Raw genomic sequence first — 26,539 nt, forward strand, 5'->3', positions numbered from 1 at the left:
GTGACGTCGAACGCATGCGCACAGTCACATCACCCACAGTAGTTCGCCATTCAACTTCTTAGGTAGACTTCATTCATGGAGACCGAGACGGCCACGCACTGGCTGACCGATGCGGAGCAGTGCGCCTGGCGCACCCACCTGGAGGTCAACAGGCTGTTGACGTACCAGCTAGAGAAGGATCTGCAGCCGTTCGGCCTGACGATGAACGACTACGAGATCCTCGTCAATCTGTCCGAGTCGGAGGACGTGCGGATGCGGATGAGCGACCTGGCGGGTGCGACCATGCAGTCCAAGAGCCGCCTGTCGCATCAGATCACGCGTATGGAGAACGCGGACCTGGTCCGCCGGGAGAATTGCGAGTCGGACCGGCGCGGCCTCTTCGCCGTCCTGACCGAGCACGGGCTGGAGACGATGCGGAAGGTGGCCCCGCACCACGTGGCCTCCGTCCGCCGCAACTTCATCGACCTCCTCTCCCCCGACGCCCTCCAGGACCTCGACAAGTCCCTGAAGCCCATCGCGGAACACCTCAGGGACCAGCGCGGCCGCCCGTAGCTCCGGCTGCACGGGTCCGTACCGCGCCCGCCGAACGGCGACCCCGCGCCGGGCGCACGCCGGGCCCGGGCCTCGACCACCGCGGAGGCCACGCCCCGCCCACCCGACACACCGCACCGGTGCGAGGGAGGGCGGGGCGTTCTGCCGTCCGGGTGCCGGGCAGCGCCACGAGAGGCCCCGGCAGCCGGCGTCAGCTCCGGGTGAGGCCCTGGACCAGTTCGTCCGCCGCCCGGTACGGGTCCAGGTCGCCCGTGACGATGCGGTCCGCGAGGGCGGAGAGACGGCGGTCGCCGTGGAGGTCGCCGATGCGTTCCCGCAGGGTGGTGACCGCGATGGTCTCCACCTCGCGGGCCGCCCGGGCGCGGCGGCGTTCGGCGAGGACGGCGTGTTCCTCCATCCAGGCGCGGTGCTTCTCCAGGGCCTCCACCACCTCGTCGATGCCCTCGGCGCGGGCCGCGACCGTCTTGACGATCGGGGGGCGCCAGTCGCCGGGGCCGCGGGCCTCGCCGAGGCCGAGCATGTGGTTCAGCTCGCGGGCGGTGGCGTCGGCGCCGTCGCGGTCGGCCTTGTTGACGACGTAGACGTCGCCGATCTCCAGGATTCCGGCCTTGGCCGCCTGGATGCCGTCACCCATGCCGGGCGCGAGCAGGACCACGCTGGTGTCGGCCTGCGAGGCGATCTCCACCTCGGACTGGCCGACGCCGACCGTCTCGACCAGGATCACGTCGCAGCCGGCCGCGTCCAGCACCCGGATCGCCTGCGGTGCGGCCCAGGCGAGACCGCCCAGGTGACCGCGGGTGGCCATGGAACGGATGTAGACGCCGGGGTCGGAGGCGTGGTCGGACATCCGGACCCGGTCCCCGAGCAGCGCGCCCCCGGAGAACGGCGAGGAGGGGTCGACGGCGAGCACGCCGACCCGCTTGCCCTGCTTCCGGTAGGCGGTGACCAGCGCGGAGGTGGAGGTGGACTTGCCGACGCCGGGCGAGCCGGTGAGACCGACGACGTAGGCGTTGCCGGTCAGCGGGGCCAGCGCCGCCATCACCTCCCGCAGCTGCGGGGACGCCCCCTCGACCAGGGAGATCAGCCGGGCCACGGCCCGGGGCCGGCCTTCCCTGGCCTCGGCCACCAGAGAGGAGACGTCCCGCATCACACAGCTCCGTTCACTCGCATCGCTCACTCACCGCCGGAAAAGGAACAGCTCAGCCCTTGGGTACCCGCACGATCAGCGCGTCACCCTGACCGCCGCCACCGCACAGCGCCGCCGCGCCGACCCCGCCGCCCCGGCGCTTGAGCTCCAGCGCCAGGTGAAGCACCAGCCGGGCGCCGGACATGCCGATCGGGTGGCCCAGCGCGATGGCACCGCCGTTGACGTTCACCTTGTCCGTGGACACACCGAGGTCGTCCATCGACTGCACGGCGACCGCCGCGAACGCCTCGTTGATCTCGACGAGGTCCAGGTCGGCGACCTGGAGCCCCTCCTTGCCGAGCGCGTGCTTGATGGCGTTGGACGGCTGCGACTGGAGGGAGTTGTCGGGACCGGCGACGTTGCCGTGCGCCCCGATCTCCGCCAGCCACTGGAGGCCCAGCTCCTCCGCCTTCGCCTTGCTCATCACGACCACCGCGGCCGCGCCGTCGGAGATCTGCGAGGAGGATCCGGCGGTGATGGTGCCGTCCTTGGTGAAGGCGGGCCGGAGCCGGCCGAGCGACTCGGCGGTGGTGTCCCCGCGGATGCCCTCGTCCTTGCTGAACAGCACCGGGTCGCCCTTGCGCTGCGGGATCTCCACCGGGGTGATCTCGGCCTCGAACAGGCCGTTCTTCTGCGCGGCGGCGGCCCGCTGGTGGGACAGCGCGGCGATCTCGTCCTGCGCGGCCCGGCCGATGCCGAGGCGGGTGTTGTGCTTCTCCGTGGACTCGCCCATGGCGATGTTCTCGAAGGAGTCGGTCAGCCCGTCGTGGGCCATCGAGTCCAGCATCTCGACCGCGCCGTACTTGAAGCCCTCGCGGGACTTCGGCAGCAGGTGCGGGGCGTTGGTCATCGACTCCTGGCCGCCCGCGACCACGATGTCGAACTCACCCGCACGGATGAGCTGGTCGGCCAGCGCGATCGCGTCGAGACCGGACAGGCAGACCTTGTTGACGGTGAGCGCCGGCACGTTCATCGGGATGCCGGCCTTGACCGCCGCCTGGCGGGCCGGGATCTGGCCGGCACCCGCCTGGAGCACCTGGCCCATGATCACGTACTGGACCTGGTCGCCGCTGATCCCGGCGCGGTCGAGGGCCGCCTTGATGGCGAATCCGCCGAGGTCGGCCCCCGAGAAGGACTTCAGCGAACCGAGCAACCGTCCCATGGGCGTCCGCGCGCCCGCGACGATCACAGAGGTGGTCTTTCCAGAAGACATGAGCTGCGATCCCCTTACCGGCCTGCACAGCCGAGGAGTGAACGAGGGTTTACTTCGAATGTACTGACCGCTACCGGAGCCCGTCATCGCCATCGCGGTGTGATCGCGCGCACGTTGCGTAACCACCGCCCAGGCGCTGCACTGAAACCATGCTGACGCGAATCGACCACATCGGGATCGCCTGCCACGACCTCGACACCACCGTCGAGTTCTACCGGACGACCTACGGCTTCGAGGTGTTCCACACCGAGGTGAACGAGGAGCAGGGCGTCCGGGAGGCCATGCTCAAGATCAACGAGACCTCGGACGGCGGCGCCTCCTACCTCCAGCTGCTGGAGCCGACGCGGGAGGACTCCGCGGTCGGCAAGTGGCTGGCCAAGAACGGCGAGGGGGTCCACCACATCGCCTTCGGCACCGCGGACGTGGACGCGGACGCCGCCGACATCCGCGGCAAGGGCGTACGCGTCCTGTACGACGAGCCCCGGGTCGGTTCCATGGGGTCCCGGATCACCTTCCTGCACCCCAAGGATTGCCACGGAGTCCTGACAGAACTGGTCACATCGGCGGCAGTTGAGTCACCTGAGCACTGACTCCCGTACATAAGGGCCGGTAGGGTTGGGGGCGGTCGTCCCCGAACGCGGTGACGACCGATGCCGGGGTCCGGGTTTCGGGGGACGAGCGTCGGGGCAGCAGCCCGTGCTCCGCCGTTGATCTGACACCATTCCCCGGAGGGCCCCGTCCGGCGGATGGACGGTGCTCGTCGGAGAAATTCACCAGGGGACGGATGGGACCGCGCAGTGCGGGGCTACGAGAGCCAGGAGCGAGAGCCGGCGGCTGACGTCGACCACCTCTCTCGGTTCGAGGCCGAGATGAAGCGGCTGAAGACCGAGCGGGAAAAGGCGATCCAGCACGCCGAGGACCTCGGCTACCAGGTCGAGGTGCTGCGCGCCAAGCTGCACGAGGCGCGCCGCACCCTGATGACCCGTCCCGCCTACGACGGCGGTGACATCGGTTACCAGGCCGAGCAGATGCTCCGCAACGCCCAGGTGCAGGCCGACCAGTTGCGGCAGGACGCCGAGCGCGAGCTGAGCCAGGCCCGCGCGCAGACCCAGCGCATCCTCCAGGAGCACGCCGAGCACTCCGCCCGGCTCCAGGCGGAGCTGCACCAGGAGGCGGTCACCCGCCGCCAGCAGCTCGACCAGGAGCTGGCCGAACGCCGGCAGACCGTCGAGTCCCACGTCAACGAGAACGTGGCCTGGGCCGAGCAGCTCCGCGCCCGCACCGAGCAGCAGGCCCGCCGGCTGCTGGACGAGTCGCGCGCCGAGGCCGAGCAGGCCATGGCCGCCGCCCGCGCCGAGGCCGAGCGGCTGACCCACGAGGCCCGCGAGCGGCTGCGCACCGACGCGGAGGCGGCCCGTACCGAGGCCGAGCAGATCCTGCGCCGGGCCCGAACCGACGCCGAGCGGCTGCTGAACGCCGCCTCCTCGCAGGCGCAGGAGGCGACCGACCACGCCGAGCAGCTCCGCACCTCAACCGCCAGCGAGTCGGACGCCGCGCGCCGGCAGGCGGCCGAGCTGAGCCGTACCGCCGAGGAGCGAATGGCGGAGGCCGAGCGGGCGCTGCGCAGCGCCCGCTCCGAGGCGGAGAAGCTGGTCACCGAGGCGAAGGAGGCCGCCGCCAAGGCGCTCTCAAGCGCCGAGGCCGCCAACGAGACCCGGACGCGTACCGCCAAGGAGCAGGTCGCCCGGCTGGTCAGCGAGGCCACCAAGGAGGCCGAGTCCACCAAGGCGGACGCCGAGCAGATCGTCGCGGACGCCCGTGCCGAGGCGGAGAAGATCCTCACCGAGGCCGGGGAGAAGGCCCGCAGCGCCACCGCCGAGGAGACCGCGAGTCAGCTCTCCAAGGCGGCCCGGACGGCCGAGGAGGTCCTGAACAAGGCATCGGAGGACGCCCGCAGGACCACCAAGGCGGCCACCGAGGAGGCCGAGCGCATCCGCTCGGAGGCCGAGGCGGAGGCGGACCGGCTGCGTGCCGAGGCGCACGACATCGCCGAGGAGCTCAAGGGCACGGCGAAGGACGACACCAAGGAGTACCGGGCCAAGACGGTCGAGCTGCAGGAGGAGGCCCGGCGCCTGCGCGGCGAGGCCGAGCAGCTCCGCGCCGACGCGGTCGCCGAGGGCGACTCCATCCGCGCCGAGGCCCGCCGGGAGGCGGTCACCCAGATCGAGGAGGCGGCCAAGTCCGCCGAAGAGCTCCTCGGCAAGGCCAAGGCGGACGCGGACGAGCTGCGCAAGACCGCCACCACCGACAGCGAGAAGGTACGCACCGAGGCCATCGAGCGCGCCACCGCGCTGCGCCGGCAGGCCGAGGAGACGCTGGAGCGCACCCGCAAGGAGGCCGAGCGGCTCAAGGCCGAGGCCGAGGAGCGGGCCGAGACGGTCGGGGCGGAGGCCGAGAAGGCCGCGCGCGAGCTGCGCGAGGAGGCCGAGAAGGCCGCCGAGGCGCGCCGCGAGGAGGCCGCCGGTGAGCTGACCCGGCTGCAGACCGAGGCGCAGGAGCGGCTCGAGTCGGCTGAGCAGGCGCTGGCCGAGGCCCGCGAGGAGGCGTCCCGGGTCCGGCGCGAGGCCGGTGAGGAGGCCGAGCGGCTGCGGTCGGAGGCCGCCGAGCGCATCCGTGCGCTCCAGGAGCAGGCCGCGACGGAGGCCGAGCGGCTGCGCGACGAGGCCGCCGCGGACGCGTCCGCCTCGCGCGCCGAGGGCGAGTCGGTCGCCGTGCGGCTGCGGTCGGAGGCCGCGGCCGAGGCCGAGCGGCTCAAGGCCGAGGCGCAGGAGACCGCGGACCGGGTCCGCGCGGAGGCGCAGGCCGCCGCCGAACGGCTGGGAACGGAGGCGTCGGAGACGCTGGCCGCAGCCCAGGAGGAGGCCGCCCGGCGCCGCCGCGAGGCCGAGGAGCTGCTCGGTGCCGCACGTGAGGAGGCGGACCAGGAGCGCGAGCGGGCTCGTGAGCGGAGCGAGGAGCTGCTGGCCGCGGCACGTACGCGCGTGGAGGAGGCGCAGGCCGAGGCGACCCGGCTGGTTCAGGAGGCGGACCGCCGGGCCACCGAGATGGTGTCCGCCGCCGAGACCCACGCGGCGCAGGTTCGGGACTCCGTCAGCGGACTGCACGAGCAGGCGCAGGAGGAGATCGCCGGGCTGCGTTCGGCCGCCGAGCACGCGGCGGACCGCACCCGGCGCGAGGCCGAGGAGGAGGCGGACCGGGTCCGCACCGACGCCTACGCGGAGCGGGAGCGGGCGAGCGAGGACGCGACGCGGCTGCGCAGGGAGGCCAACGAGGAGTCCGAGGCGGCCAGGGCGCTCGCGGAGCACACGGTCGCCGAGGCGGCCGAGGAGTCGGAGCGGCTGCGCTCGGAGGCCGCCGAGTACGCGCAGCGGGTGCGTACCGAGGCTTCGGACAAGCTGGCGGAGGCCGACCAGGCCGCGTCCCGGACCCGGGCGGACGCCCGCGAGGACGCCAACCGCATCCGGTCGGACGCGGCGACGCAGGCCGACACCCTCATCACCGAGGCGAGTTCCGAGGCGGAGCGGCTCCAGCACGAGACGGCCGCGGAGGCGGAGCGGGTCCGCGCCGAAGCGGTCGCGGGCGCCGAGCAGTTGATCGCGGACGCGACCGGCGACGCCGAGCGGCTGCGCGCCGAGGCGGCGGAGACGGTCGGTACGGCGCAGCGGCAGGCGGAGCGGATGCGCGCCGAGGCCGAGCGGCTCCGGGCCGAGGCGGAGACGGAGGCCGAGCGGCTGGCCAACTCCGCGCGCGAGGAGGCCGAACGGACGCTGGACGAGGCCCGCGGCGAGGCCAACAAGCGGCGCTCGGAGGCGGCCGAGCAGGTCGACACCCTGATCTCGGAGACGGCGGCCGAGGCGGACAAGCTGCTCGCGGAGGCGCGGCAGCAGGCGCAGCAGGCCACCACGGACGCCGAGGGCCAGGCCGACTCGATGGTGGGCGCGGCCCGGGCCGAGGCGGAGCGGATCGTGTCCGAGGCGACGGTGCAGGGCAACTCCCGTGTGGAGAAGGCCCGTACGGACGCCGACGAGCTGCTGGTCGGGGCGCGCCGGGACGCGACCGCGATCCGGGAGCGGGCCGAGGAGCTGCGCGAGCGGGTCACCTCGGAGATCGAGGAGCTGCACGAGCGGGCCCGCCGGGAGGCGGCCGAGACGATGAAGTCGACGGGCGACCGCTGCGACGCGCTGATCACGGCGGCCGAGGAGCAGCTCGCCAAGGCGCAGGCGAAGGCCAAGGAGCTGGTGTCGGAGGCCAACTCCGAGGCGGGCAAGGTGCGGATCGCCGCAGTGAAGAAGGCGGAGGGTCTGCTCAAGGAGGCCGAGCAGAAGAAGACCAGGCTCGTCAAGGAGGCCGAGGACCTGAAGGCCGAGGCGATCCGCGAGGCGCGGCGCACGGTCGACGAGGGCAAGCGGGAGCTGGAGATCCTGGTGCGCCGCCGCGAGGACATCAACACCGAGATCTCGCGCGTCCAGGACGTGCTGGAGGCGCTGGAGTCGTTCGAGAGCCCGGCGGGCAAGGACGGCGGTGTCAAGGCGGGCGCGACGGTGGGGCCGCCCCGGTCGGGTGGCAAGAACTCCGACGGTTAGGACCGGGCATGGCAAGTTCTCGGGGGGTCAGCCACCCGAAAGAGGTGTCATTCTCCAGACCAAACACGTATCCGCTCGATGACACACCGCTTCGGCGCCTAGGATTCCTTCTATCACCTCACCGGTCTCATTCGACAGGAACCCCATGAGCGACACTTCCCCCTACGGCTTCGAGCTAGTGCGGCGTGGATACGACCGCGCTCAGGTGGACGAACGCATCTCCAAGCTCGTCTCCGACCGTGACAGCGCGCTCTCCCGGATCACCGCACTGGAGAAGCGCATCGAGGAGCTCCACCTCGAGACGCAGAACGCCCAGGCCCAGATCACCGACGCCGAGCCGTCGTACGCGGGGCTGGGCGCGCGGGTCGAGAAGATCCTGCGCCTTGCCGAGGAGGAGGCGAAGGACCTGCGCGAGGAGGCCCGGCGCGCCTCCGAGCAGCACCGCGAGCTTGCCGAGTCGGCGGCCCAGCAGGTGCGCAACGACGCGGAGTCCTTCGCCGCGGAGCGCAAGGCCAAGTCCGAGGACGAGGGCGTCCGGATCGTCGAGAAGGCCAAGGGCGAGGCGTCCCAGCTCCGCGCCGACGCGCAGAAGGACGCGCAGTCCAAGCGCGAGGAGGCGGACGCCCTCTTCGAGGAGACCCGCGCCAAGGCCGCGCAGGCCGCCGCCGACTTCGAGACCAACCTCGCCAAGCGCCGCGAGCAGTCCGAGCGGGACCTGGCGTCGCGCCAGCAGAAGGCGGAGAAGCGGCTCGCGGAGATCGAGCACCGCGCCGAGCAGCTCCGTCTGGAGGCGGAGAAGCTGCGCACCGACGCCGACCGCCGTGCGCGCCAGACCGTGGAGACGGCGCAGCGCCAGGCCGAGGACATCGTGGCGGACGCCAACGCCAAGGCGGACCGCATCCGTTCGGAGTCCGAGCGGGAGCTGGCGGCGCTGACCAACCGCCGCGACAGCATCAACGCCCAGCTCACCAACGTCCGCGAGATGCTCGCCACGCTGACGGGTGCCGCGGTCGCCGCCGCCGGTTCCCCGGTGGAGGACGAGCCGGCCGGCCGCGGGGTGCCGGCGCAGCAGACCCGGTGACGTCCGGGAGCGTCTGAGCTGAGCGCGGGCGAAGCCCCCTGCCGCCGGTGCGGCAGGGGGCTTCGCCCGCTTTCGGCGCCGACCGGACACACACGGTGATCCTTTGGCTTTACTTTCTCTTGAGCGGAACCGGGCACGCCCGGTTATCCTCCTAACCCTTACGGGGGCACGCGCCCCGCTGTCCTGAACCTTCCGATGGGTGCGGAGCATGATCGAGGCTGTTGGCCTGACCAAGCGGTACGGCGACAAGACCGCCGTGCACGACCTCTCCTTCCAGGTGCGCCCCGGCGCGGTGACCGGTTTCCTCGGGCCGAACGGCTCCGGCAAGTCGACGACCATGCGGATGATCCTCGGGCTGGACAACCCGACCGCCGGCTCGGTGACCATCAGCGGCCACCCGTACCGCAAGCTGCCCAACGCGCCCCGCCAGGTCGGCGCGCTGCTCGACGCCAAGGCGGTGCACGGCGGCCGCAGCGCCCGCAACCATCTGCTGAGCCTCGCCCAGCTCTCCGGCATCCCGGCCCGCCGGGTGGACGAGGTGCTCGGGGTCGTCGGGCTGCAGGAAGTGGCCCGCAAGCGCTCCAAGGGCTTCTCGCTCGGCATGGGCCAGCGCCTCGGCATCGCGGCGGCCCTGCTGGGCGACCCGCAGGTGCTGCTGTTCGACGAGCCGGTCAACGGCCTCGACCCCGAGGGCATCCTCTGGGTCCGCAACCTGATGAAGGCGCTCGCCGCGGAGGGCCGTACGGTCTTCGTCTCCTCGCACCTGATGAGCGAGATGGCACTGACCGCCGACCATCTGATCGTGATCGGTCGGGGCCGGCTCCTCTCCGACATGAGCGTCACCGACTTCATCTCGGCCAACTCGGCCGACTTCGCGCGGGTGCGCACCCCGGACGGCGAGCCGCAGCAGCGGGAGAAGCTGACCTCGGCGCTGACCGAGGCGGGCGGGCACGTGCTGCCCGAGCTGGACGGCGCGCTCCGGGTGACGGGGCTCGCGCTCCCCCGCATCAGCGACCTGGCGCACGAGACGGGCGTACGGCTGTGGGAGCTGTCGCCGCACCAGGCGTCGCTGGAGGAGGCGTACATGCGGATGACGCAGGGCGTCGTCGACTACCGCTCCACCGCCGACCAGCGCTCCGGCCTCCAGCAGCCGCTGCCGCCCGGGGTGCAGCCCCCGATGCCGGTGCCGGGTCAGGGCCAGCCGGGCTGGTACGCCCCGCCGCCGCCCCAGCCGGGCGCCCCGTACGCCCCGCCGGCGCCCACCGCTCCCGGCCCCCAGACGCCGAACCCGTACGCCGCGCCCGCCGAACCGACGAAGCCCGAGGACTCCCGATGAGCACCCAGCAGCCCCCGATGCCCGAGGCGTTCCCCGCGTCCGGCGGCCTCCAGTCCGGCTACAGCTCACCGATCCCGGTCACGTCCGCGCATCTCGGGCACGCGCTGGCCTCGGAGTGGACGAAGATGAAGTCGGTGCGCTCCACGATGTGGACGCTCGGCGTGTTCGTGCTGCTCGTGGTCGGGATCGGCGTGCTGGCCGCCGTGGCGGTCCGGGGCGCCGGTGAGCTGGACGGCCAGAACCCGCTGACCCTCGGTTTCTTCGGGCTGCTGCTCGGCATGATGTGCGTGATGACGCTGGGTGTGCTGACGACGGCCTCCGAGTACGGCACGGGCATGATCCGTACGACGATGACGGCGTGCCCGAGCCGGGGCCGGGTGCTGGCGGCGAAGTCGATCGTGTTCTTCGTGGTCGCCTTCGTGGTGACGCTGGCGACGGTGTCGCTGGTGGCGCTGATCCAGACCTCGATGCTGGAGGGCAACGGCACCCGCACCCCGTCCGGCGGGGAATGGCTGAAGGCCACGCTCGGCATCAGCCTGTACACCGCGCTGCTCGGTCTGCTGTCGCTGCTGGTCGGCTCGATGATCCGGCACTCGGCGGGCGCCATCACCATCATGATCGGCGCCGTGCTGGCCCCGCTGGTGATCGCGCTGTTCATGAGCGCCCGCTCGCTGGAGAAGGTGCAGCAGGCGCTGCTGGAGTACTCGATCCCGAGCCAGATGGGCGTGTTCTACGACAACACCCTCAGCCGCTCCGGGCCCTCGGGCTGGGAGCCGCTGTGGATCATTCTGGGGGTGACCGCGGCGGCGTTCGCCGGGGCGTACGCGCTGCTGCAGAGCCGGGACGTGTAGCCGCGCCGGCCTTTCAGAACCTGGGCGCGTTCCCGGACCGCCGTACCCGTGTGGTGCGGCGGTCCCGTGCGTTCCAGCACGCCTTGTGCCAGTGCCGCCGGTCGTCGACGCCCGCGTGTTCCGGCCAGGCCACCACGTGCGGGACGCCGGAGGGGATCACCTGGTCGCAGCCGGGGCAGCGGTAGGTCTTGCCGTCGGCGCTCGCCCCGGCGACATGGCGGACGCTCCACTCCTCGCCCTGCCAGGACTCGGTGGACTGCCATCCTCCGTACCGGCCCGACCGGTCGTCCTCGGCACCTCGGCCGGACGAGCCTGCCACCTTGGGTCGGTTGCGACGCGGGGACACGGGACACCTCTTGGGGCTATACAGGAAGCACGAACCGCGTCCAGCCTACGCGGGACCGGCCGGGGGGACGCGTAGGGCGCCGACCCGTACAAGTCCCCCTCCAGGCCGATCCATTCCAGCAGAGAAGCGACCATTCTGCAGACAATCCGCAAATCCCTCCACCAAGCCGTGTCCTGGGCACGTGTCATGTGGTTATGCCGGTCGGGGGAGCTCCCGGTCGGAGCCAAGGAAGCGGGAAATGCGATGCGCGTTGGAAGTTTTGTGCTGGCGGCCCAGTATCCGGGCCAGGGCGCCGGAGAGGCTCTGCACCGGGCGGTGCGCTCCGCCGAGGTGGCCGACGAGGCCGGGCTCGACACGGTGTGGCTGGCCGAGCACCACTTCGTTCCGTACGGCACCTGTCCGTCGGCCGTCACCCTGGCCGCGCTGCTGCTGGGCCGCACCCGCCGGGTCCGGGTCGGCACCGCGGTCAGCGTGCTGCCCACGGTCCACCCGGTGGCACTCGGCGAGCAGGCCGCGCTGCTGCACGTCGCCAGCGGGGGGCGGTTCACCCTGGGCGTCGGCCGGGGCGGGCCCTGGGTGGACCTGGAGGTGTTCGGCGCCGGGCTCGGGGCGTACGAGCGGGGCTTCCCGGAGTCGCTGGACCTGCTGCTGCGCTGGCTGCGCGAGCCGTCGGTCGGCGCCTCGGGCGAGCGGTACGCGTTCCGCGAGGTACCGGTGGTGCCGCGCCCGGCGGACGCGCTGACCGAGGCGCCGGGGCCGGAGGTGGTGGTGGCGTGCACCTCGCCGAAGAGCGTGCGGCTCGCGGCGGAGCGGGGTCTGCCGATGCTGCTGGGGATGCACGTCGGGGACGAGGAGAAGGCCGAGATGGTGGCCCTGTGGCGGCGTCATGCCCGCGAGTCGGGTCACCCGCCCGAGGCGGTCGCGGCCGCCGGCCATGTCTCGGCCGGGGTCTGCCAGCTCGCGGACAGCCGCAGCGACGCCGTGGAGGTGCTGCTGAAGGCGATGCCGGGCTGGCTGAAACAGGGCCTTGAGGCCCATGTGACGGTGGACGGCCGGGCGCGCGCGATGCGCGACCCGTACGCCTACACCGAACTGCTCTGCGGGCTGCACCCGGTGGGCACGCCCCGGCTGGCCGCGGATCGCCTCGCGGCCACCGCGGAGCGGACCGGGATCTCCCGCTTCGCCCTGCTGGTCGAGGGTTCCGGCGATCTGGACGCGACCGAGGAGAACCTGCGGCGCCTGGGCGCCGAGGTGCTGCCGCGTCTGCGCTGACCGCCACCGGCTCCCCGGCCGCCGGGAGAGCCCGCCGTACCCGTCCCGCATGCACCTCCCCCGGACGGGAACGGCAAGCCGGCGGCTCGTGGAGCCGACGTCGCGCGTGTGCGTCAGCAGTCCCGCATCTCCGGGGACTGGTTGAGGAGCTGGGCGCGCACCGAGGTGAAGCGGGCCAGCCGCTCGTCCACCGACGAGTCCAGCGGGAACACCGCCACCCGGTGGCAGTTCTGGAAGGCCAGGCGTACGCCGAAGTGGCGCTGGAGAGCGCCGCGGATGGCGTCACTGGCGAGCGCGCGCAGCAACTGGCCGCGCGCCTGCTCGTCCGGCGGAGGCGTCTGGTTGTCGGCGAAGGGTCCGCCGTCCACCTTCAGCTGGGCCACCAGGGAGCTGATCATCTCCCACGCGAAGGGCAGGGAGGTCCGGACGCAGTCGACGAATTCTGCTTCGTCGACCTCGCCTCGCTCGGCCTGTTCCAGTAGGGCCGGTGAGACGTCGAGCGACATGGGTTCTCCTCTCGCACCCCCGATGGACGGGGGTTGCCGGACAGATAAGGGAGTGCGCGACACCGGAGACGCTCCGTACCCCCACGCGGCCTCCCTGCTCCTACGGTAGGCAACCGTCGGTGACCACACCAGCAGAATGCGTATATGGAACGGTCGCCCTTCGGTCACAATCGGCCAGGGATGAACAAGAGTTATCGGGGACAATTGGGGTGGCCCGCCGGTCGGGCGTGGTGGCGGTCAGGTGGCGGGACGCGGGCGAATCGCGTGCACGGGTGCGTGTCGAGTAGCGTTGCCGACCATGCGTCTCGTCATTGCCCGGTGCTCGGTCGACTACGCCGGCCGGCTCACCGCCCACCTGCCCTCGGCCCCCCGCCTGATCCTGGTCAAGGCGGACGGCAGCGTCTCCGTCCACGCGGACGACCGGGCTTACAAGCCCCTCAACTGGATGTCGCCGCCCTGCACCCTGAAGGAGGGCACGGGTGACGAGGCGGACGTGTGGACCGTCATCAACAAAGCGGGCGAGAAACTGATCATCACGATGGAGGAAGTCCTCCACGACTCGTCCCACGAGCTGGGCGTGGACCCCGGTCTGATCAAGGACGGCGTGGAGGCGCACCTCCAGGAGCTGCTCGCCGACCGGATCGAGACGCTGGGCGAGGGCTACACCCTGATCCGTCGCGAGTACATGACGGCGATCGGTCCGGTCGACATCCTGTGCCGGGACGCCGAGGGCGGCACGGTCGCAGTCGAGATCAAGCGGCGCGGCGAGATCGACGGCGTGGAGCAGCTCACCCGTTATCTGGAGCTGCTCAACCGCGATCCCCATCTCGCTCCGGTGCGCGGGGTGTTCGCGGCCCAGGAGATCAAGCCCCAGGCCCGCGTGCTGGCCACGGACCGGGGCATCGGCTGCAAGGTCCTCGACTACGACGCCATGCGCGGCATCGAGGACGACAAGCTCCGCCTGTTCTGAGTCCCCCGCCTCTCAGATCACCGTCGGCTCGGTGCTCGCGTTCTCCGTGACCTCGGTGGAGGCGGGCGCTGACGCCGTGGCACCGCCGGCCGGGCCGCCGGCGGAGGTGGACGTCGTCGGGGGCGTGGTGGGGTCGGCGGAGGTGCTGGGGCCGCCGGGGTCCGTCGGCTCCGCCGTGGTCGGGTCGCCGGTGGGTCCGGTCGGGGACGTCGACGGCTTGCCGGTGCCGGTCGGCTGTCCCGACGGCCCGCCGGATTCGCCGCCGGGCGTCGGTTCGGGGCTGCTCTCGCCGCCGGTGCCCCGTGTGTCCGTCGGACCGGGGCTCGGGCTGCCGGTGGTGGCGGACGGCGAGGGGTCGTCCGAGGTGCCGGGGGTGCCGTCCGGGCCGGGGCCCACGGGGCGGGTGGTGGCGGCGCCGGCGGGGGTGGGTTCGTCCCGCTGCGGCACCGCGCCCAGCGTGCCGTCGTCCAGGTCCTGGGTCGCGGCCGGATTGCCGCCCACATCGCTCGCCGGGTTGCGTCCGGCGCCCTCGTCGGAGGTCATGCCGAGGGTGACGACGGTGCCGAGCACCGCGACCAGGAGCGCACCGGACCCGGCGGCCACCAGGTTGCGCCGGGCGATGGCCCGTACCCCGGCGCGCTCCTTCGCCGCGCCGGGCCGCCGGGCGGCGACGGTCTCCGGTCCGGGGCCGTGCGACGGGGTGAACGCGGCCGGGACCGGGGCGAGCGGTGCCGTGCGGGCGGGCACGGGCTCCTCGGCGGCCATCAGGGCGGCGAGGCCCGGCAGGTCGCCGCTGCGGTCCGCGACCAGGGCGAGCGCGCGACGGCCCGCGACGGTGCCCCGCATGTCGGAGAGCGCGGTGCGCATCCCGTGCGAGACCTCCAACTCCGAGCGTGCGCGGTCCAGTTCGCCACGGACCAGGGCGAGGATGCCCAGCTCGTGGTGGAAGTAGGCGCGCTCAGGGGTGTCCTGGGCGAGGCGGGCGGCCTCGGACCCGGCGCTCAGGGCCTGTTCCCAGGCGGTCCAGTGCAGCCCGGCGGCGAAGGCGGCGCCGGCCGCGTGGGCCAGCCGGACGGCGGTCGCCTGCTCGTCCTCGCCCCCGGCGGCCGGCTCGGTGCCGGGCAGCACGGTCTCCAGCGCGGTCAGCACCGCCGCGGCCTCCGCGCACACCCGCTCCGGGGTGACGGAGGGGTGGGCGGCCCACCAGGCGTAGTGCCGGGCGGCGGTACGGGCCTCGCCGGGGGCGTCCTCGTCGTATCCGGCGGCCTCCAGCTGGGCACGCACCCCGGCCGCGAGGCGGTAGCGGGAGCCGGCCGGGGAGACCAGCCCGCAGCCGAGGAGCTCGCCGAGCGCGGCGTCGGCGTGGGTGTCGCCGACCAGGGCCGGCAGATGCGCCGGGTGCGGCAGCTCGCCGCCCAGGGCGACGGCGAAGCGCAGCGCGGCGCGGGCGGAGGGCCCCAGCCGGGAGGCGAGCAGCGGCGCGGGCGCGGCGGCCTCCGCGAGGGAGGGCAGCGGCACCTCCTCGGCCTCCTCGTCCTCCAAGGGCAGGCCGACCACGGCGTCGGCGGGGCCGCGCACGTCCTCGAAGACGCCGTACTCGTCCACCACGCCGCCGCTGGCGCGCAGTTGCTCGCGCTGGCGGAGCAGGGCCCCGGCCTGGACGAAACGCAGCGGCAGGCCCTCGGACTCGAACCAGAGGTCGCCGGCCCAGACGGCCTCCTCCTCGGTGAGGTCGCGGCCCACCGACCGCTGGAGGATCTCCACTCCGGCGGCCCGGTCCAGGCCGGGCAGGCCGATCTCCTCGACGTCTCCGGCGGCCGCGGGGGTGTCCGGGGTGGCGGCGAGGAGGAAGGCGCACTCGGGGGCGGCTTCGAGCACTTCGGTCAGGGCGGCGCCGCCGAACTCCAGGTCGTCGATGAGGACGACGGCGCCGATCTCCTTGACGGTCTCGCGCAGTTCGTCCGGCTGGAGGCGATGGCGGGGCGCGTCGTAGACGGTGTGGAAGAGGTCGCGCAGCAGGTCGTCGGGGGTGCGGTGGAGGCCGTCGAGCCGGACCACGCCGTCGGGCGCGAGATCGGCGCAGTCCTCCGCGACGAGGTCGAGCAGGGCGGTGCGGCCGGAGCCGCCGGGGCCGGTGAGGCGGACGGTACGGCCGCGGGTGAGCAGCCGGACCAGCCGCTCGCGTATCTCCTGACGCTCCAGCAGCTCGGGGACGGGCGGGCGGTGTCCGGGCGGGGCGGGCGGCAGGGCGGCCCGCTCGTACTCGGCGCGGGCGGCCGGGGTGCGCTTGGCGGGGGTATCCGGACGCTCGTGCGGGGGGCAGGGCTCTATCTCGCTGCCGTCGACCGGGTTGACGGTGAGCAGGAAGTCGCCGCACACCAGCCGGGTGGTGCGGGCGGGCACGGGTCCGCTCGGGGCGAAGTCGGCGGTGAGGGGGTCCCGCGGCGGACGGCGGCTCAGTGCCTGACCGTGGTCCTCGGTTCCCGGAAGTATCGGGTCCATGGGTTCAAAGCCCCCAAAAGCGTCGTGTGCCGATCTCGGCCCCTCCCGGCCTGCCGCACATCGCGCTGTCGCTTCTGGTCCGGGCCCGCTCGCGGATTACACGAGGCGGCGGGCGACCGAACCCTAAACCGTCGGCAGGGGTCCCCGACAGGGCGGGGTGCCGGACGGCCCGAGAGATCCGGGAGATCACCTTCCGGTGAGGAATGTGCGCGACGCGCCGTTCGGGACGACTTGGAGCCTGCCCCGCTTCGGGGACCTCACACGCGGGGCAGCGACTCCACGCCGACTCCGCCCTCGATGGCGAGAATGCGGTGCAGCCGGGTGGCCACGAGGAGCCGCTGCATCTGCGGCGGCACCCGGCGCAGCACCAGGCGCCGGCCGCAGCGGCCCGCGCGCCGGTGCGCGCCCATGATGACGCCGAGTCCGGTGGCGTCCCAGGAGTCCAGTTCGGACAGGTCCAGCACCAGATCGCCGATCCCGTCGTCGACCGCGGCGTGGAGGGCCGTACGGGCGTCCGCCGCGCTGCGGACGTCGAGGCGCCCCCCGACGACCAGCTCGGCGTGGTCGCCCCTGATGTACATATGCGCTCCCCGTTGAGTGCGAGTGGCGTTCTCCGTGACGGTGCTGTGCAACGTCTGACTGTGTGGGTGTCGGCGCGGTTGCTGGTTGTAAGCGAACCGATACCGAATTCACCCTCGGGGGTGAACCCCCTGAGCGGTTGTACGGACGCGCACGGGATCGGCGGGTGATCCGGTCGCGATCAGTACGTGTAGAAGCCCTGCCCGCTCTTGCGGCCGATGTCACCGGCGTCCACCATCCGGCGCATCAGCTCCGGCGGGGCGAACTTCTCGTCCTGGCTCTCGGTGTAGATGTTGCCGGTGGCGTGCAGCAGGATGTCGACCCCGGTGAGGTCGGCGGTGGCCAGCGGCCCCATGGCGTGCCCGAAGCCCAGCTTGCAGGCGAGGTCGATGTCCTCGGCGGTGGCCACGCCCGACTCGTAGAGCTTGGTGGCCTCGACCACGAGGGCCGAGATGAGGCGGGTGGTGACGAACCCGGCGACATCACGGTTGACGACGATGCAGGTCTTGCCGACCGATTCGGCGAACTCGCGTGCGGTGGCGAGGGTTTCGTCGCTGGTCTTGTAACCCCGGACCAGCTCGACGAGCTGCATCATCGGTACCGGCGAGAAGAAGTGCACGCCGACCACGCGCTCGGGGTGCTCGGTGGCGGCCGCGATCTTGGTGATCGGGATGGCGGAGGTGTTGGAGGCGAGCACGGCGTCCGGGCGCACGATCTTGTCGAGCGCGCGGAAGATCTCGTGCTTGACCTCCAGCTTCTCGAAGACGGCCTCGATCACGATGTCGGCGTCGGCGACGTCGTCCAGGTCGGTGGTCGGGGTGATCCGGGCGAGGGCCGCCTCGGCGTCCGCCGCGTCCAGCCTGCCCTTGGCGACGAACTTTCCGTAGGAGGCGCGGATGCCGTCGGTGCCGCGCTTCAGCGCCTCGTCGGTGACGTCGCGCAGGATCACGTCCCAGCCGGCCTGCGCGGCGACCTGGGCGATGCCGGACCCCATGAGACCGGCCCCGATGACGGCGAGCTTCCCTGCCACTCCGACTCCCCTTACACGCTGTTTATGGTTCCTCTCGGCGGACATTAGCGGTCGGGCGGGGCGTTGAGGACCGTAAGTAATGCGTGTCACGGTCTCAGGGCGTGAGACACCCGTCACGTTCCGGTCGTGTCGCTCCGGTCCGTCAAATCCGCACCGTCTCGCGTTCTTTGGGGCAACTACGCTGGTGGCATGGTCAATCTGACGCGCATCTACACCAGGACCGGCGACCAGGGCACCACCGCCCTCGGCGACATGAGCCGGACCGCCAAGACCGATCTGCGGATCTCCGCGTACGCGGACGCCAACGAGGCGAACGCGGTGATCGGTACCGCGGTCGCGCTGGGCGGGCTGGACCAGGAGGTCGTCGCGGTCCTCACCCGGGTGCAGAACGACCTCTTCGACGTGGGCGCCGACCTGTCGACGCCGGTGGTGGAGAACCCGAAGTACCCGCCGCTGAGGGTCGAGCAGTTCTACGTGGACCGTCTGGAGGCGGACTGCGACCGGTTCAACGAGCGGCTGGAGAAGCTGCGCTCGTTCATCCTGCCCGGCGGCACCCCCGGCGCGGCCCTGCTGCACCAGGCGTGCACGGTGGTCCGGCGTGCCGAGCGCTCCACCTGGGCGGCGCTGGAGGTGCACGGCGAGACGATGAACCCGCTCACCGCGACCTACCTCAACCGCCTCTCCGACCTGCTGTTCATCCTGGCCCGCACCGCGAACAAGGAGACCGGCGACGTGCTGTGGGTGCCGGGCGGCGAGCGTTAGGTGTATTGACCCGGAGGGTTGTTGACGCGGCTGATCGGGGTGTGTGCCGGGCAGCCCCCGCGAGCCCGGCACGGTCCGGGCGAGAGGCCCCGGACGCCCCTGCCTAGGCCGGCTTCCTCTTCGGGAACACGGTGTAGCTGGCGGCGATCACCAGATTGGCGCCGACCAGCCAGCCCATCCGCAGCTGCCAGTCCCGCAGCGCGCCGGTGTTCCCGGCGTCACCGACGTACCAGACGGCGGCCTGGAGCAGGGCGGCGGCGACCACGGAGGCCAGGATCCAGCGGCCCGCCACCTTCCACTCGTGGACGGCGCGGGCCCATCCGTACCTGGGGGGTCTGACCGGCGGCGGGCCGCCCGCGAACCGGTGCGCGGCGCGGGCGTCGGCCCACTTGACGGTGGAGTGGCCCAGGCCGACGGTGAAGCCGATGTAGACGGCGGCGAGACCGTGGCGCCAGTCGGGCTCGGCGCCGTTCCTGAGGTCGATCGCGGTGGCCGTGAACAGCACCAGTTCGAGCAGCGGTTCGCACAGCAGGAGGGCGAGCCCGGTGCGCGGCATGCGCAGGCCGTACCGGAAGACCAGGCCGGCGGCCAGCAGTACCCAGAACGCCACCTCGCAGGCGATGACGAGTCCGACGATCACGCTTCACTCCTCTTGTCGTTCACCCTGACCAGCCTTCCTGCCGCCCGGTCGCGGGGCATCGTCGGCGGCGACGAGACCGGCGTAAACGAAAGAGGGATCCGGAACCCTCCCCGGGGTGGGGGCGTGGGGGTACGGGGGCGGTGTTGGATGGGGGCATGGATCTTCGGACGCCCCGCCCCCACCGCGACGACGTGCGCATAGCCGTCGGCGGGCTGCTGGGCGGGCTGCTGCTGTGGGCGCTCGGGACCCACCCGCGCGGAACGGCCGAGTCCCTCGTGCTGTGGCGGGCGTCCTGGGTCGCGCTGGTCCCGCTCGCGGTGACCGCCGGATGCGCCCTGCTGCGCCGCACCCGCCCGCGTACGGGCCTGCTGATCGGCACGGCCGCGCTGGCGCTGGACACGGCGACCGTCGGCAGCATCGTCACCGTCGTGCTGTACACCGACCTGGTGTACGCGACCGTCCTGTACGGCAGTCCCGCCACCGCCCGCCGGATGCCGTGGGCCGCCGGGATGCTCACGGTGCTGGGTGGGGTGGTACCCGCCGCCGTGGGACGCGATCCCCGGTGGCTGCTGGTCGGCGTGGCCGTCGGCGTGGTCGCGTTCGCCCCGGCAGCCACCGGCTGGGTGGTGCGCAACCACCGGGACGCGGCCGAGGCGGCCGGGCTGCGGGCCGAGCAGACCGCGCTGCTGGCGGAGGCGGACCGCGCCCAGGCGGTGACGGCCGAGCGGGCCCGGATGGCGCGGGAGCTGCACGACCTGGTCGCCAACCACCTCTCCGCCATCGCCATCCACTCCACGGCCGCCCTCTCCCTGGACGATCCGAAGACCTCCAAGGACGCCCTGGCGGTGATCCGGGAGAACAGCGTCGAGGGGCTGGCCGAGATGCGGCGGCTGATCGGTGTGCTGCGGGCCGGGTCGGCTGACCGGGAGCCCGCCGCGATCCCCTCCCTGGACGGGCTGGCCGCACTGGTTCAGGGCGCTCGCGCCAACGGGATGGAGGTCCGTCTCGAGGCGGGGCAGGGCGAGGTGCCCGCGCCGGTCGGCCTCGCCGCGTACCGGATCGTCCAGGAGTCGCTCACCAACGCGCTCAAGCACGCGGCCGAGGGGCCCGTCGAGGTCCGGCTGCGCCGGCGCGACGGCCGGCTCGACGTCCGGGTGGACAGCCCCTACCGGCCCGGTGACACTCCGCGCGCCCCCGGCTCCGGCGCGGGACTCACCGGGATGCGGGAGCGGGCGGTGCTGCTGGGCGGGGAGTTCGAGGCGGGGCCGGAGGGCGCCCGCTGGACCGTCCGTTCCGTGCTTCCGCTCACCGAAGGAGATGCCGCGTGATCCGGGTCGTGGTCGCCGAGGACCAGTCGGCCGTAAGGGCCGGCCTCGTGCTCATCCTGGGCAGCGCGCCCGGCGTGGAGGTGGCCGGGGAGGCCGCGGACGGTGTGCGCGCGGTGGAGCTTGCGCGGGAGCTGCGGCCGGACGTGGTGCTGATGGACGTGCAGATGCCGCTGCTGGACGGGGTGTCCGCGACCCGGCAGATCGTGGCCGAGGGGCTGGCGGACGTGCTGGTGCTGACCACCTTCGACCTGGACGAGTACGTCTTCGGGGCGCTGCGGGCCGGGGCGGCCGGGTTCATGCTGAAGCACGCCGAGGCGGCGGAACTGCTGGCCGCGGTACGGACCGTGGCGCGCGGCGAGGGTGTGGTGGCGCCGGCGGTGACCCGGCGGCTGATCGCCGAGTTCGCCGGGCAGCCCGCCCGGACCGCCGACCGGAGCGTGCTGGACGGGCTGACCCCGCGTGAGCGGGAGGTGCTGACGTGCGTCGGCGAGGGGCTGTCCAACGCCGAGATCGGGGACCGGCTGGCGATGGCGGAGGGCACGGTGAAGACCCACGTCAGCCGGCTGCTGGCGAAGCTGGGGCTGCGCAGCCGGGTGCAGGCGGCGGTGCTGGCACAGGAGTTGGGGGTCTAAGGGCTGTCCCGTAATCCCCGGTGGATGAGCGCGCGGCGGCGGATGCGGTGCATCGCAAGGCGGAGGGTCGTCCTCGTACTGGGCGTACGTGGGCGATCCGACAACGCGGCGAGGCACCGTGGCTGTCGTCGCGCGCCCGCCGGGGATTACGGGACAGCCCTTAGGGGCGCCCCTTCTCGGGCGCCCCCTCCCCTACCGGTCCGCGTCGCCGGCGGCGTCGCGGTCGGCCGCGGCGGCCGCCGACTCCGCCGCGTCGACCTTCTTCTTCATGTCCGAGTAGCCCGGAGGCGTGCTGGACCGGGTGGCGGCGCCGTCGTGGACGCAGGCCGTGGTCAGGGCCGCGAGGGCGGCCAGGGTGACGGCCGCCGCCGCGCGCCGGGTGCCGCGCCTCACTTGCCGCTGTCCTTCTTGCCGCCGTCGTTCGCGGCGCACCAGGTCTTGACCCCGGCGAGGTCCTTCTTGCGCTCCTGCAGGTCCTTCTTCAGGGACTCGCGGGTGTCGAGGCGGCCCTGGAGGAAGGTGGCGATCTCGGTGTGGCCGGCCTTCCTGGCGTTGTCGACACGCTGCTGGAGCCGGGCCACCGAGCCGCGCCGGGCCTTGCCCGCGTCGAGTCGCCTCAGGGCGCGGTCGATGCGCTTGCCGGCCTTCGGGGCCCGCTTGCACAGGGCCCGTGCGCCGTCACCGGCCGCCTTGGCGGCGGGCTTCGCCCCCGACGAGGCGTCGGCGGCGGAGGCGGCACCGGCCGAGCCCGCCAGCAGCGCCGCGGTGGCGAGGCCCGCGAGGAGGGTGCGGGTGCTTCGTCGTGCGTCCATGTACGTCTCCCTTTCAGGTCCGGGACGGGCCGTGGTGCCGTCCGTCGCCCCGGAGGCTAGGAGGTCTCTTTGGGGAAACCCTGTGACCGGTTCGCCCCGGCCGTCCCGATCAGCCAGTCCCGCCGCCCCGGCCTCCCGGTGCCGTCCAGTGGCATCCGAACCTCGAAGCGGGCGCCGGTGCCGTGCGGGCCGTCGGTGACACCGACGCTGCCCCGGTGCAGCGCGGCCTGCTGGGCGACGAGGGTGAGCCCGAGCCCGGAGCCGGTGCTGTCCGGGCCGCGCTGGAACCGCTCGAAGAGCCGCTGCCGGGACTCGGCCGGTATGCCGGGCCCCTGGTCGGCCACGACCACCACCGCCTGCTCCCCCGCGCGTCCCACGGCCACCCGTATCCGGGCGACCCCCGCCGGATCGCGGCCGTGGGCGAGCGCGTTGGCCAGCAGGTTGTCCAGCAGCAGCCGCAGCCCCGGCTCCCAGCCCGGCACGGTCACCCCCGGCTCGGCGACCAGAGCGACATCCGCGCCCCGGTCCCGGCGCCGCACCTCGGCCACGGCGGCGTCGGCGAGGTCCCCCAGGTCCACGGCGGCGAAGGTCTCGGCCTCCACCAGATCACCCCGGCCCAGCTCCCGGAGCATCACCAGCAGGTGCAGCAGCCGGGCGTGTTCGAGCCGCAGGTCGGCCAGCACCTCGTCGCGGTCGGGCGCGGGCAGGCCGGGGATGCCGAGGACGTCCAGGTTGGTGCCCATGCTCATCAGCGGGGTGCGCAGTTCGTGCGCGGCGGCCGAGGAGAAGGAGCGGGCGGTGTCCAGGGCCTCGGCGGTGCGGGCGGCCTGTTCGTCGTAGCGGGCGAGCACGGTGCGCAGGGTGGAGCTGAGTTCGTCGACCTCGGTGACGCCGGTCCGCTCCGGTTCGAGCCGTACGCCGCTGGTGCGCGGGTCCAGGCCCGCCGTGCGCCGGGTGAGGCGGCGCAGCGGGGCGCCGGCCCCGGCGGCCAGGGCCCAGGCGAGGGCGCCGGAGACGGGCGCGGCAAGGAGCGCGGTGAACACCACCCGGCGCCGGACCAGCAGGATCTGGGCGCGGTCGGCGGTGTCGGGGGCGAACACCCACAGGGTGCCGCCCCGCACCGGCCGTGCCAGCCCGCGCCAGCTCCGGGCGCCGTCGCGGATGGTCACCGGCACGCCGGTCCGCTCGGGCAGCCGTGCCGAGGGGCCGGGCTGGGGGCCGCCGCTGAAGACGCCGCCCGGTCCCTGGACACGTACGCCGACGTCGAGCGCGGAGCTGAACAGGTGCCGCTCCCGCTGGTCGGCGACGCGGGGACGGTCGCCCACCGAGGCCCGCAGCAGGGCGCGGGCGTCGGGGGCTACGGCGGCGGCACGCCGGCGCAGGTGCTGGTCGCCGGCCCGGTGCAGGTCCCGGGCGACCAGGTGGGTCAGCAGCCAGCCGGAGGCCAGCACCAGCAGCGGGACGGTGCAGCCGACGGCGAGGCCGACACGGGCGGAGAGCCTCACCGCGCCTCCCGGAACACGAAGCCGACCCCGCGCACGGTGTGCACGAGCCTGGGGGCGCCGTCCGCCTCCAGTTTCCGGCGCAGATAGCTGACGAACGTGTCGACGGCGTCGGTGCGGACCTCGAAGTCGTAGCCCCAGACGCGTTCGAGGAGCTGGTCGCGGGTGAGGACGAGCCCGGCGTTGCGCATCAGCACCTCCAGGAGCTGGAACTCCCGGCGGGTCAGGTCGAGTGCGCGGCCGTCGCGCAGGGCGGTACGGGCGCCGGGGTCGAGCTCGATCCCGGCCTCGCGCAGCACCTCCCGGCCGGCGGGTGGGCTGCGGCGCAGCAGGGCGCGCAGCCGCAGCACGAGTTCCTGGAGGGCGAAGGGCTTGACGAGGTAGTCGTCGCCGCCCGCCTGGAGCCCGGCGATCCGGTCGGTGGTCTCGTCCAGCGCGGACAGCATCAGCACGGGCAGTTCGCGGCCCTCGTCGCGGAGCCGGGCGCAGACCTGGATGCCGGTCAGGCCGGGCATCGACACGTCCAGCACCAGCACGTCAGGCTGCTCCCGCCCGACGGCGGCGAGCGCCTCGGTTCCGTCGGCGGCGGTGCGCACGGTGAAGCCGCTCAGCCGCAGGCCGCGCTCCAGGGAGCGGCGGATGGCCGCGTCGTCGTCCACCACCAGGACGGTTCCGGGCCTTGCCGAGTCACTCACGCTTCCTCCTGGTGATCTTTCAAACCCCCGTGCTGGTAATGGAGTTGAGGTTAAGTCGAGTTGCGGAACAAATGGTCCAGACCTATTGACCGCTGGTCCAGACCTTTCCTATTCTCGCGGCAGCATGGACGTGAAGGCTCAGTCATGTCCCCCATGCCTCGTGAAGTTCCCCCGACATCGAGGGAGGCGCACATGCGCTTCAGTCACAGAGTCGCGGCGGGTGCCGTGACCCTGCTGCTCCCCCTGGCCGGCCTCGTCGGCCTCGCCGCCCCCGCCCAGGCGGCCACCAACGTCACCGCGAGCTATGTGAAGTCCCAGGACTGGGGCAGCGGTTTCGAAGGCAAGTGGACCGTCAAGAACACCGGCACCACCGCCATCAGCTCCTGGACGATCGAGTGGGACTTCCCCTCGGGCACGTCCGTCACCTCCGCCTGGGACGCCGACGTCACCTCCTCCGGCACGCACTGGACGGCGAAGAACAAGTCCTACAACGGCTCGGTGGCCCCCGGCGCCTCCATCTCCTTCGCCTTCAACGGCGCGGGCTCCGGCTCCCCGGGCAACTGCAGGCTCAACGGCGACAGTTGCGACGGCACCACGGCGCCCGGTGACGCGGCGCCCTCCGCCCCCGGCAAGCCCACCGCCTCCTCCGTGACCGACACCTCGGTCAAGCTGAGCTGGTCGGCCGCCACCGACGACAAGGGCGTCAGGAACTACGACGTCCTGCGCGACGGCGCCACGGTCGCCACCGTCACCACCACCTCGTACACGGACACCGGTCTCACCGCCGGCACCGACTACTCCTACAGCGTGCGCGCCCGCGACACCGCCGACCAGACCGGTCCGGCGAGCGCCGCCACGGCCGTGCGCACCACCGGCGGCGGCACCAACCCGCCACCCGCCACCGGCGACAAGGTCAAGCTCGGCTACTTCACCGAGTGGGGCATCTACGGCCGGAACTACAACGTCAAGAACATCGTGACGTCCGGCTCCGCCTCCAAGATCACGCATATCAACTACGCCTTCGGCAATGTCACCGGCGGCAAGTGCGCGATCGGCGACTCCTACGCCGACTACGACAAGGCGTTCACCGCCGACCAGTCCGTCAGCGGTACCGCCGACACCTGGGACCAGCCGCTGCGCGGCAACTTCAACCAGCTCCGCCAGCTCAAGGCCAAGTACCCGAACATCAAGGTGCTGTGGTCCTTCGGCGGCTGGACCTGGTCCGGCGGCTTCGGCGAGGCGGCCAAGAACCCGGCCGCGTTCGCCCAGTCCTGCTACGACCTGGTGGAGGACCCCCGCTGGGCCGATGTCTTCGACGGCATCGACATCGACTGGGAGTACCCCAACGCCTGCGGCCTCTCCTGCGACACCAGCGGCTCCGCGGCCTTCAGGAACGTGGTCTCCGCGCTGCGCTCCAAGTTCGGCGCCGGCTACCTGGTCACCGCCGCGGTCACCGCGGACGGCTCCAGCGGCGGCAAGATCGAGGCCGCCGACTACGCGGGCGCGTCGCAGTACCTCAACTGGTACAACGTGATGACGTACGACTTCTTCGGCGCCTTCGACGCCAAGGGTCCGACGGCCCCGCACTCCCCGCTCACCTCCTACAGCGGCATCCCGAAGGCGGGCTTCACCACCGCCGACGCGATGGCCAAGTACAGGGCGGCCGGTGTCCCAGCGAACAAACTGCTCATCGGCATCGGCTTCTACGGCCGCGGCTGGACCGGTGTCACCCAGGACGCCCCCGGCGGCACCGCGACCGGAGCCGCTCCGGGCACCTATGAGGCGGGCATCGAGGACTACAAGGTGCTCAAGGGCTCCTGCCCGGCGACCGGCACGATCGCGGGCACCGCGTACGCCCACTGCGGCAGCAACTGGTGGTCGTACGACACCCCGTCGACCATCGCCGGCAAGATGAGCTGGGCCAAGAGCCAGGGCCTGGGCGGGGCGTTCTTCTGGGACTTCACCGGGGACACCAGCAGCGGTGAACTCGTGACGGCCCTCAGCAACGGCCTTTCGTAGCCGAGTTCAGGGGGCCCAGCCCCCCGGGCGACGCCGACGCTCCCCCGGACCGCGTCCGGTGGAGCGTCACCCGGCGGGTGAA

Annotated in this window: 24 protein-coding genes; 12 read left to right on the plus strand and 12 right to left on the minus strand. The window is 72.8% G+C overall.

All coding sequences use genetic code 11. The annotated features are described in order from the left end of the window. The first annotated feature begins 75 nt into the window (after positions 1–75). Positions 76–552, plus strand: a complete 477-nt coding sequence (locus ACWCV3_RS12975) for a MarR family winged helix-turn-helix transcriptional regulator (protein WP_451222449.1) — start codon at positions 76–78, stop codon at positions 550–552. A gap of 190 nt (positions 553–742) precedes the next feature. Here the strand turns inward: ACWCV3_RS12975 and meaB are convergent, their stop codons facing one another. Continuing rightward, positions 743–1,699 carry a methylmalonyl Co-A mutase-associated GTPase MeaB gene (gene meaB, locus ACWCV3_RS12980; protein ID WP_451222451.1) on the minus strand — a complete coding sequence of 319 codons (957 nt, stop codon included), beginning with the start codon at positions 1,697–1,699 and terminating at the stop codon, positions 743–745. Positions 1,700–1,751: 52 nt separating this feature from the next. Beyond that, positions 1,752–2,951 carry an acetyl-CoA C-acetyltransferase gene (locus tag ACWCV3_RS12985; protein WP_451222453.1) on the minus strand — a complete coding sequence of 400 codons (1,200 nt, stop codon included), beginning with the start codon at positions 2,949–2,951 and terminating at the stop codon, positions 1,752–1,754. A 149-nt stretch (positions 2,952–3,100) separates the two neighbouring features. On the opposite strand from ACWCV3_RS12985, the gene mce reads away from it, so the two are divergent. The 5 genes from mce (at position 3,101) to ACWCV3_RS13010 (ending at position 10,862) form a co-directional block, all read left to right on the plus strand. Further along, positions 3,101–3,541: a methylmalonyl-CoA epimerase gene (mce, locus tag ACWCV3_RS12990; protein ID WP_451222454.1), complete on the plus strand. Its 441-nt coding sequence runs from the start codon at positions 3,101–3,103 to the stop codon at positions 3,539–3,541. A 207-nt stretch (positions 3,542–3,748) separates the two neighbouring features. After that, positions 3,749–7,594, plus strand: coding sequence for a polarized growth protein Scy (gene scy / locus ACWCV3_RS12995; protein ID WP_451222456.1), 3,846 nt, complete (start codon positions 3,749–3,751; stop codon positions 7,592–7,594). A gap of 145 nt (positions 7,595–7,739) precedes the next feature. Then, positions 7,740–8,675 (plus strand): cellulose-binding protein, encoded by a 936-nt coding sequence (locus ACWCV3_RS13000; RefSeq protein WP_451222457.1) that lies wholly within the window; start codon positions 7,740–7,742, stop codon positions 8,673–8,675. A 208-nt stretch (positions 8,676–8,883) separates the two neighbouring features. Continuing rightward, positions 8,884–10,011, plus strand: a complete 1,128-nt coding sequence (locus ACWCV3_RS13005) for an ABC transporter ATP-binding protein (RefSeq protein ID WP_451222459.1) — start codon at positions 8,884–8,886, stop codon at positions 10,009–10,011. Then, positions 10,008–10,862: an ABC transporter permease gene (locus tag ACWCV3_RS13010; protein WP_451222460.1), complete on the plus strand. Its 855-nt coding sequence runs from the start codon at positions 10,008–10,010 to the stop codon at positions 10,860–10,862. The genes ACWCV3_RS13005 and ACWCV3_RS13010 overlap by 4 nt, the downstream gene beginning before the upstream one ends. 13 nt (positions 10,863–10,875) lie before the next feature. Here the strand turns inward: ACWCV3_RS13010 and ACWCV3_RS13015 are convergent, their stop codons facing one another. Then, complete coding sequence (locus ACWCV3_RS13015) at positions 10,876–11,208, minus strand: ATP/GTP-binding protein (RefSeq protein WP_451222462.1); 333 nt, start codon at positions 11,206–11,208, stop codon at positions 10,876–10,878. Positions 11,209–11,451: 243 nt separating this feature from the next. Here ACWCV3_RS13015 and ACWCV3_RS13020 point away from each other — a divergent pair, with 243 nt between their 5' ends. Next, complete coding sequence (locus tag ACWCV3_RS13020) at positions 11,452–12,480, plus strand: LLM class flavin-dependent oxidoreductase (protein WP_451222464.1); 1,029 nt, start codon at positions 11,452–11,454, stop codon at positions 12,478–12,480. A gap of 113 nt (positions 12,481–12,593) precedes the next feature. Here ACWCV3_RS13020 and ACWCV3_RS13025 read toward each other — a convergent pair whose 3' ends face one another. After that, positions 12,594–12,986: an SCO5389 family protein gene (locus ACWCV3_RS13025; protein WP_451222466.1), complete on the minus strand. Its 393-nt coding sequence runs from the start codon at positions 12,984–12,986 to the stop codon at positions 12,594–12,596. Between the two features lie 298 nt (positions 12,987–13,284). Here ACWCV3_RS13025 and nucS point away from each other — a divergent pair, with 298 nt between their 5' ends. Continuing rightward, positions 13,285–13,956, plus strand: a complete 672-nt coding sequence (nucS, locus tag ACWCV3_RS13030; RefSeq protein WP_451222468.1) for an endonuclease NucS — start codon at positions 13,285–13,287, stop codon at positions 13,954–13,956. A 12-nt stretch (positions 13,957–13,968) separates the two neighbouring features. Here the strand turns inward: nucS and ACWCV3_RS13035 are convergent, their stop codons facing one another. The 3 genes from ACWCV3_RS13035 to ACWCV3_RS13045 form a co-directional block, all read right to left on the minus strand. Then, positions 13,969–16,458, minus strand: coding sequence for an ATP-binding protein (locus ACWCV3_RS13035; protein ID WP_451222470.1), 2,490 nt, complete (start codon positions 16,456–16,458; stop codon positions 13,969–13,971). Between the two features lie 257 nt (positions 16,459–16,715). Beyond that, complete coding sequence (locus ACWCV3_RS13040) at positions 16,716–17,039, minus strand: STAS domain-containing protein (protein ID WP_135789822.1); 324 nt, start codon at positions 17,037–17,039, stop codon at positions 16,716–16,718. Positions 17,040–17,218: 179 nt separating this feature from the next. After that, the gene (locus tag ACWCV3_RS13045) at positions 17,219–18,067 is read right to left on the minus strand and encodes a 3-hydroxyacyl-CoA dehydrogenase family protein (RefSeq protein WP_451222472.1); all 849 of its coding nucleotides are present in this window, start codon (positions 18,065–18,067) and stop codon (positions 17,219–17,221) included. A gap of 189 nt (positions 18,068–18,256) precedes the next feature. Here ACWCV3_RS13045 and ACWCV3_RS13050 point away from each other — a divergent pair, with 189 nt between their 5' ends. After that, the gene (locus ACWCV3_RS13050; RefSeq protein WP_451222474.1) at positions 18,257–18,829 is read left to right on the plus strand and encodes a cob(I)yrinic acid a,c-diamide adenosyltransferase; all 573 of its coding nucleotides are present in this window, start codon (positions 18,257–18,259) and stop codon (positions 18,827–18,829) included. Positions 18,830–18,932: 103 nt separating this feature from the next. On the opposite strand, the gene ACWCV3_RS13055 is transcribed toward ACWCV3_RS13050, so the two are convergent. After that, a complete protein-coding gene (locus ACWCV3_RS13055; protein WP_451222476.1) occupies positions 18,933–19,469 on the minus strand; it encodes a hypothetical protein in 537 nt (178 codons plus the stop codon). Positions 19,470–19,624: 155 nt separating this feature from the next. On the opposite strand from ACWCV3_RS13055, the gene ACWCV3_RS13060 reads away from it, so the two are divergent. Further along, complete coding sequence (locus ACWCV3_RS13060) at positions 19,625–20,797, plus strand: sensor histidine kinase (protein WP_451222478.1); 1,173 nt, start codon at positions 19,625–19,627, stop codon at positions 20,795–20,797. Next, positions 20,794–21,429 carry a response regulator gene (locus ACWCV3_RS13065; protein WP_451222480.1) on the plus strand — a complete coding sequence of 212 codons (636 nt, stop codon included), beginning with the start codon at positions 20,794–20,796 and terminating at the stop codon, positions 21,427–21,429. Before ACWCV3_RS13060 ends, ACWCV3_RS13065 begins: the two co-directional genes overlap by 4 nt. 192 nt (positions 21,430–21,621) lie before the next feature. Here the strand turns inward: ACWCV3_RS13065 and ACWCV3_RS13070 are convergent, their stop codons facing one another. Genes ACWCV3_RS13070 through ACWCV3_RS13085 form a run of 4 tightly spaced genes read right to left on the minus strand, consistent with a single transcriptional unit; the run spans position 21,622 to position 24,438 of the window. Further along, positions 21,622–21,822: a hypothetical protein gene (locus ACWCV3_RS13070; protein ID WP_451222482.1), complete on the minus strand. Its 201-nt coding sequence runs from the start codon at positions 21,820–21,822 to the stop codon at positions 21,622–21,624. Beyond that, positions 21,819–22,241, minus strand: coding sequence for a hypothetical protein (locus ACWCV3_RS13075; RefSeq protein ID WP_451222484.1), 423 nt, complete (start codon positions 22,239–22,241; stop codon positions 21,819–21,821). The genes ACWCV3_RS13070 and ACWCV3_RS13075 overlap by 4 nt, the downstream gene beginning before the upstream one ends. A 56-nt stretch (positions 22,242–22,297) precedes the next feature. Next, the gene (locus ACWCV3_RS13080) at positions 22,298–23,746 is read right to left on the minus strand and encodes a sensor histidine kinase (protein ID WP_451222486.1); all 1,449 of its coding nucleotides are present in this window, start codon (positions 23,744–23,746) and stop codon (positions 22,298–22,300) included. Then, positions 23,743–24,438, minus strand: coding sequence for a response regulator transcription factor (locus ACWCV3_RS13085; RefSeq protein ID WP_451222488.1), 696 nt, complete (start codon positions 24,436–24,438; stop codon positions 23,743–23,745). The genes ACWCV3_RS13080 and ACWCV3_RS13085 overlap by 4 nt, the downstream gene beginning before the upstream one ends. 192 nt (positions 24,439–24,630) lie before the next feature. Between ACWCV3_RS13085 and ACWCV3_RS13090 the strand changes: the two genes are divergently transcribed. Then, a complete protein-coding gene (locus ACWCV3_RS13090; protein ID WP_451222490.1) occupies positions 24,631–26,457 on the plus strand; it encodes a glycosyl hydrolase family 18 protein in 1,827 nt (608 codons plus the stop codon). Positions 26,458–26,539: the final 82 nt, after the last annotated feature.

It is taken from the genome of Streptomyces sp. NPDC001781 (assembly GCF_053596035.1).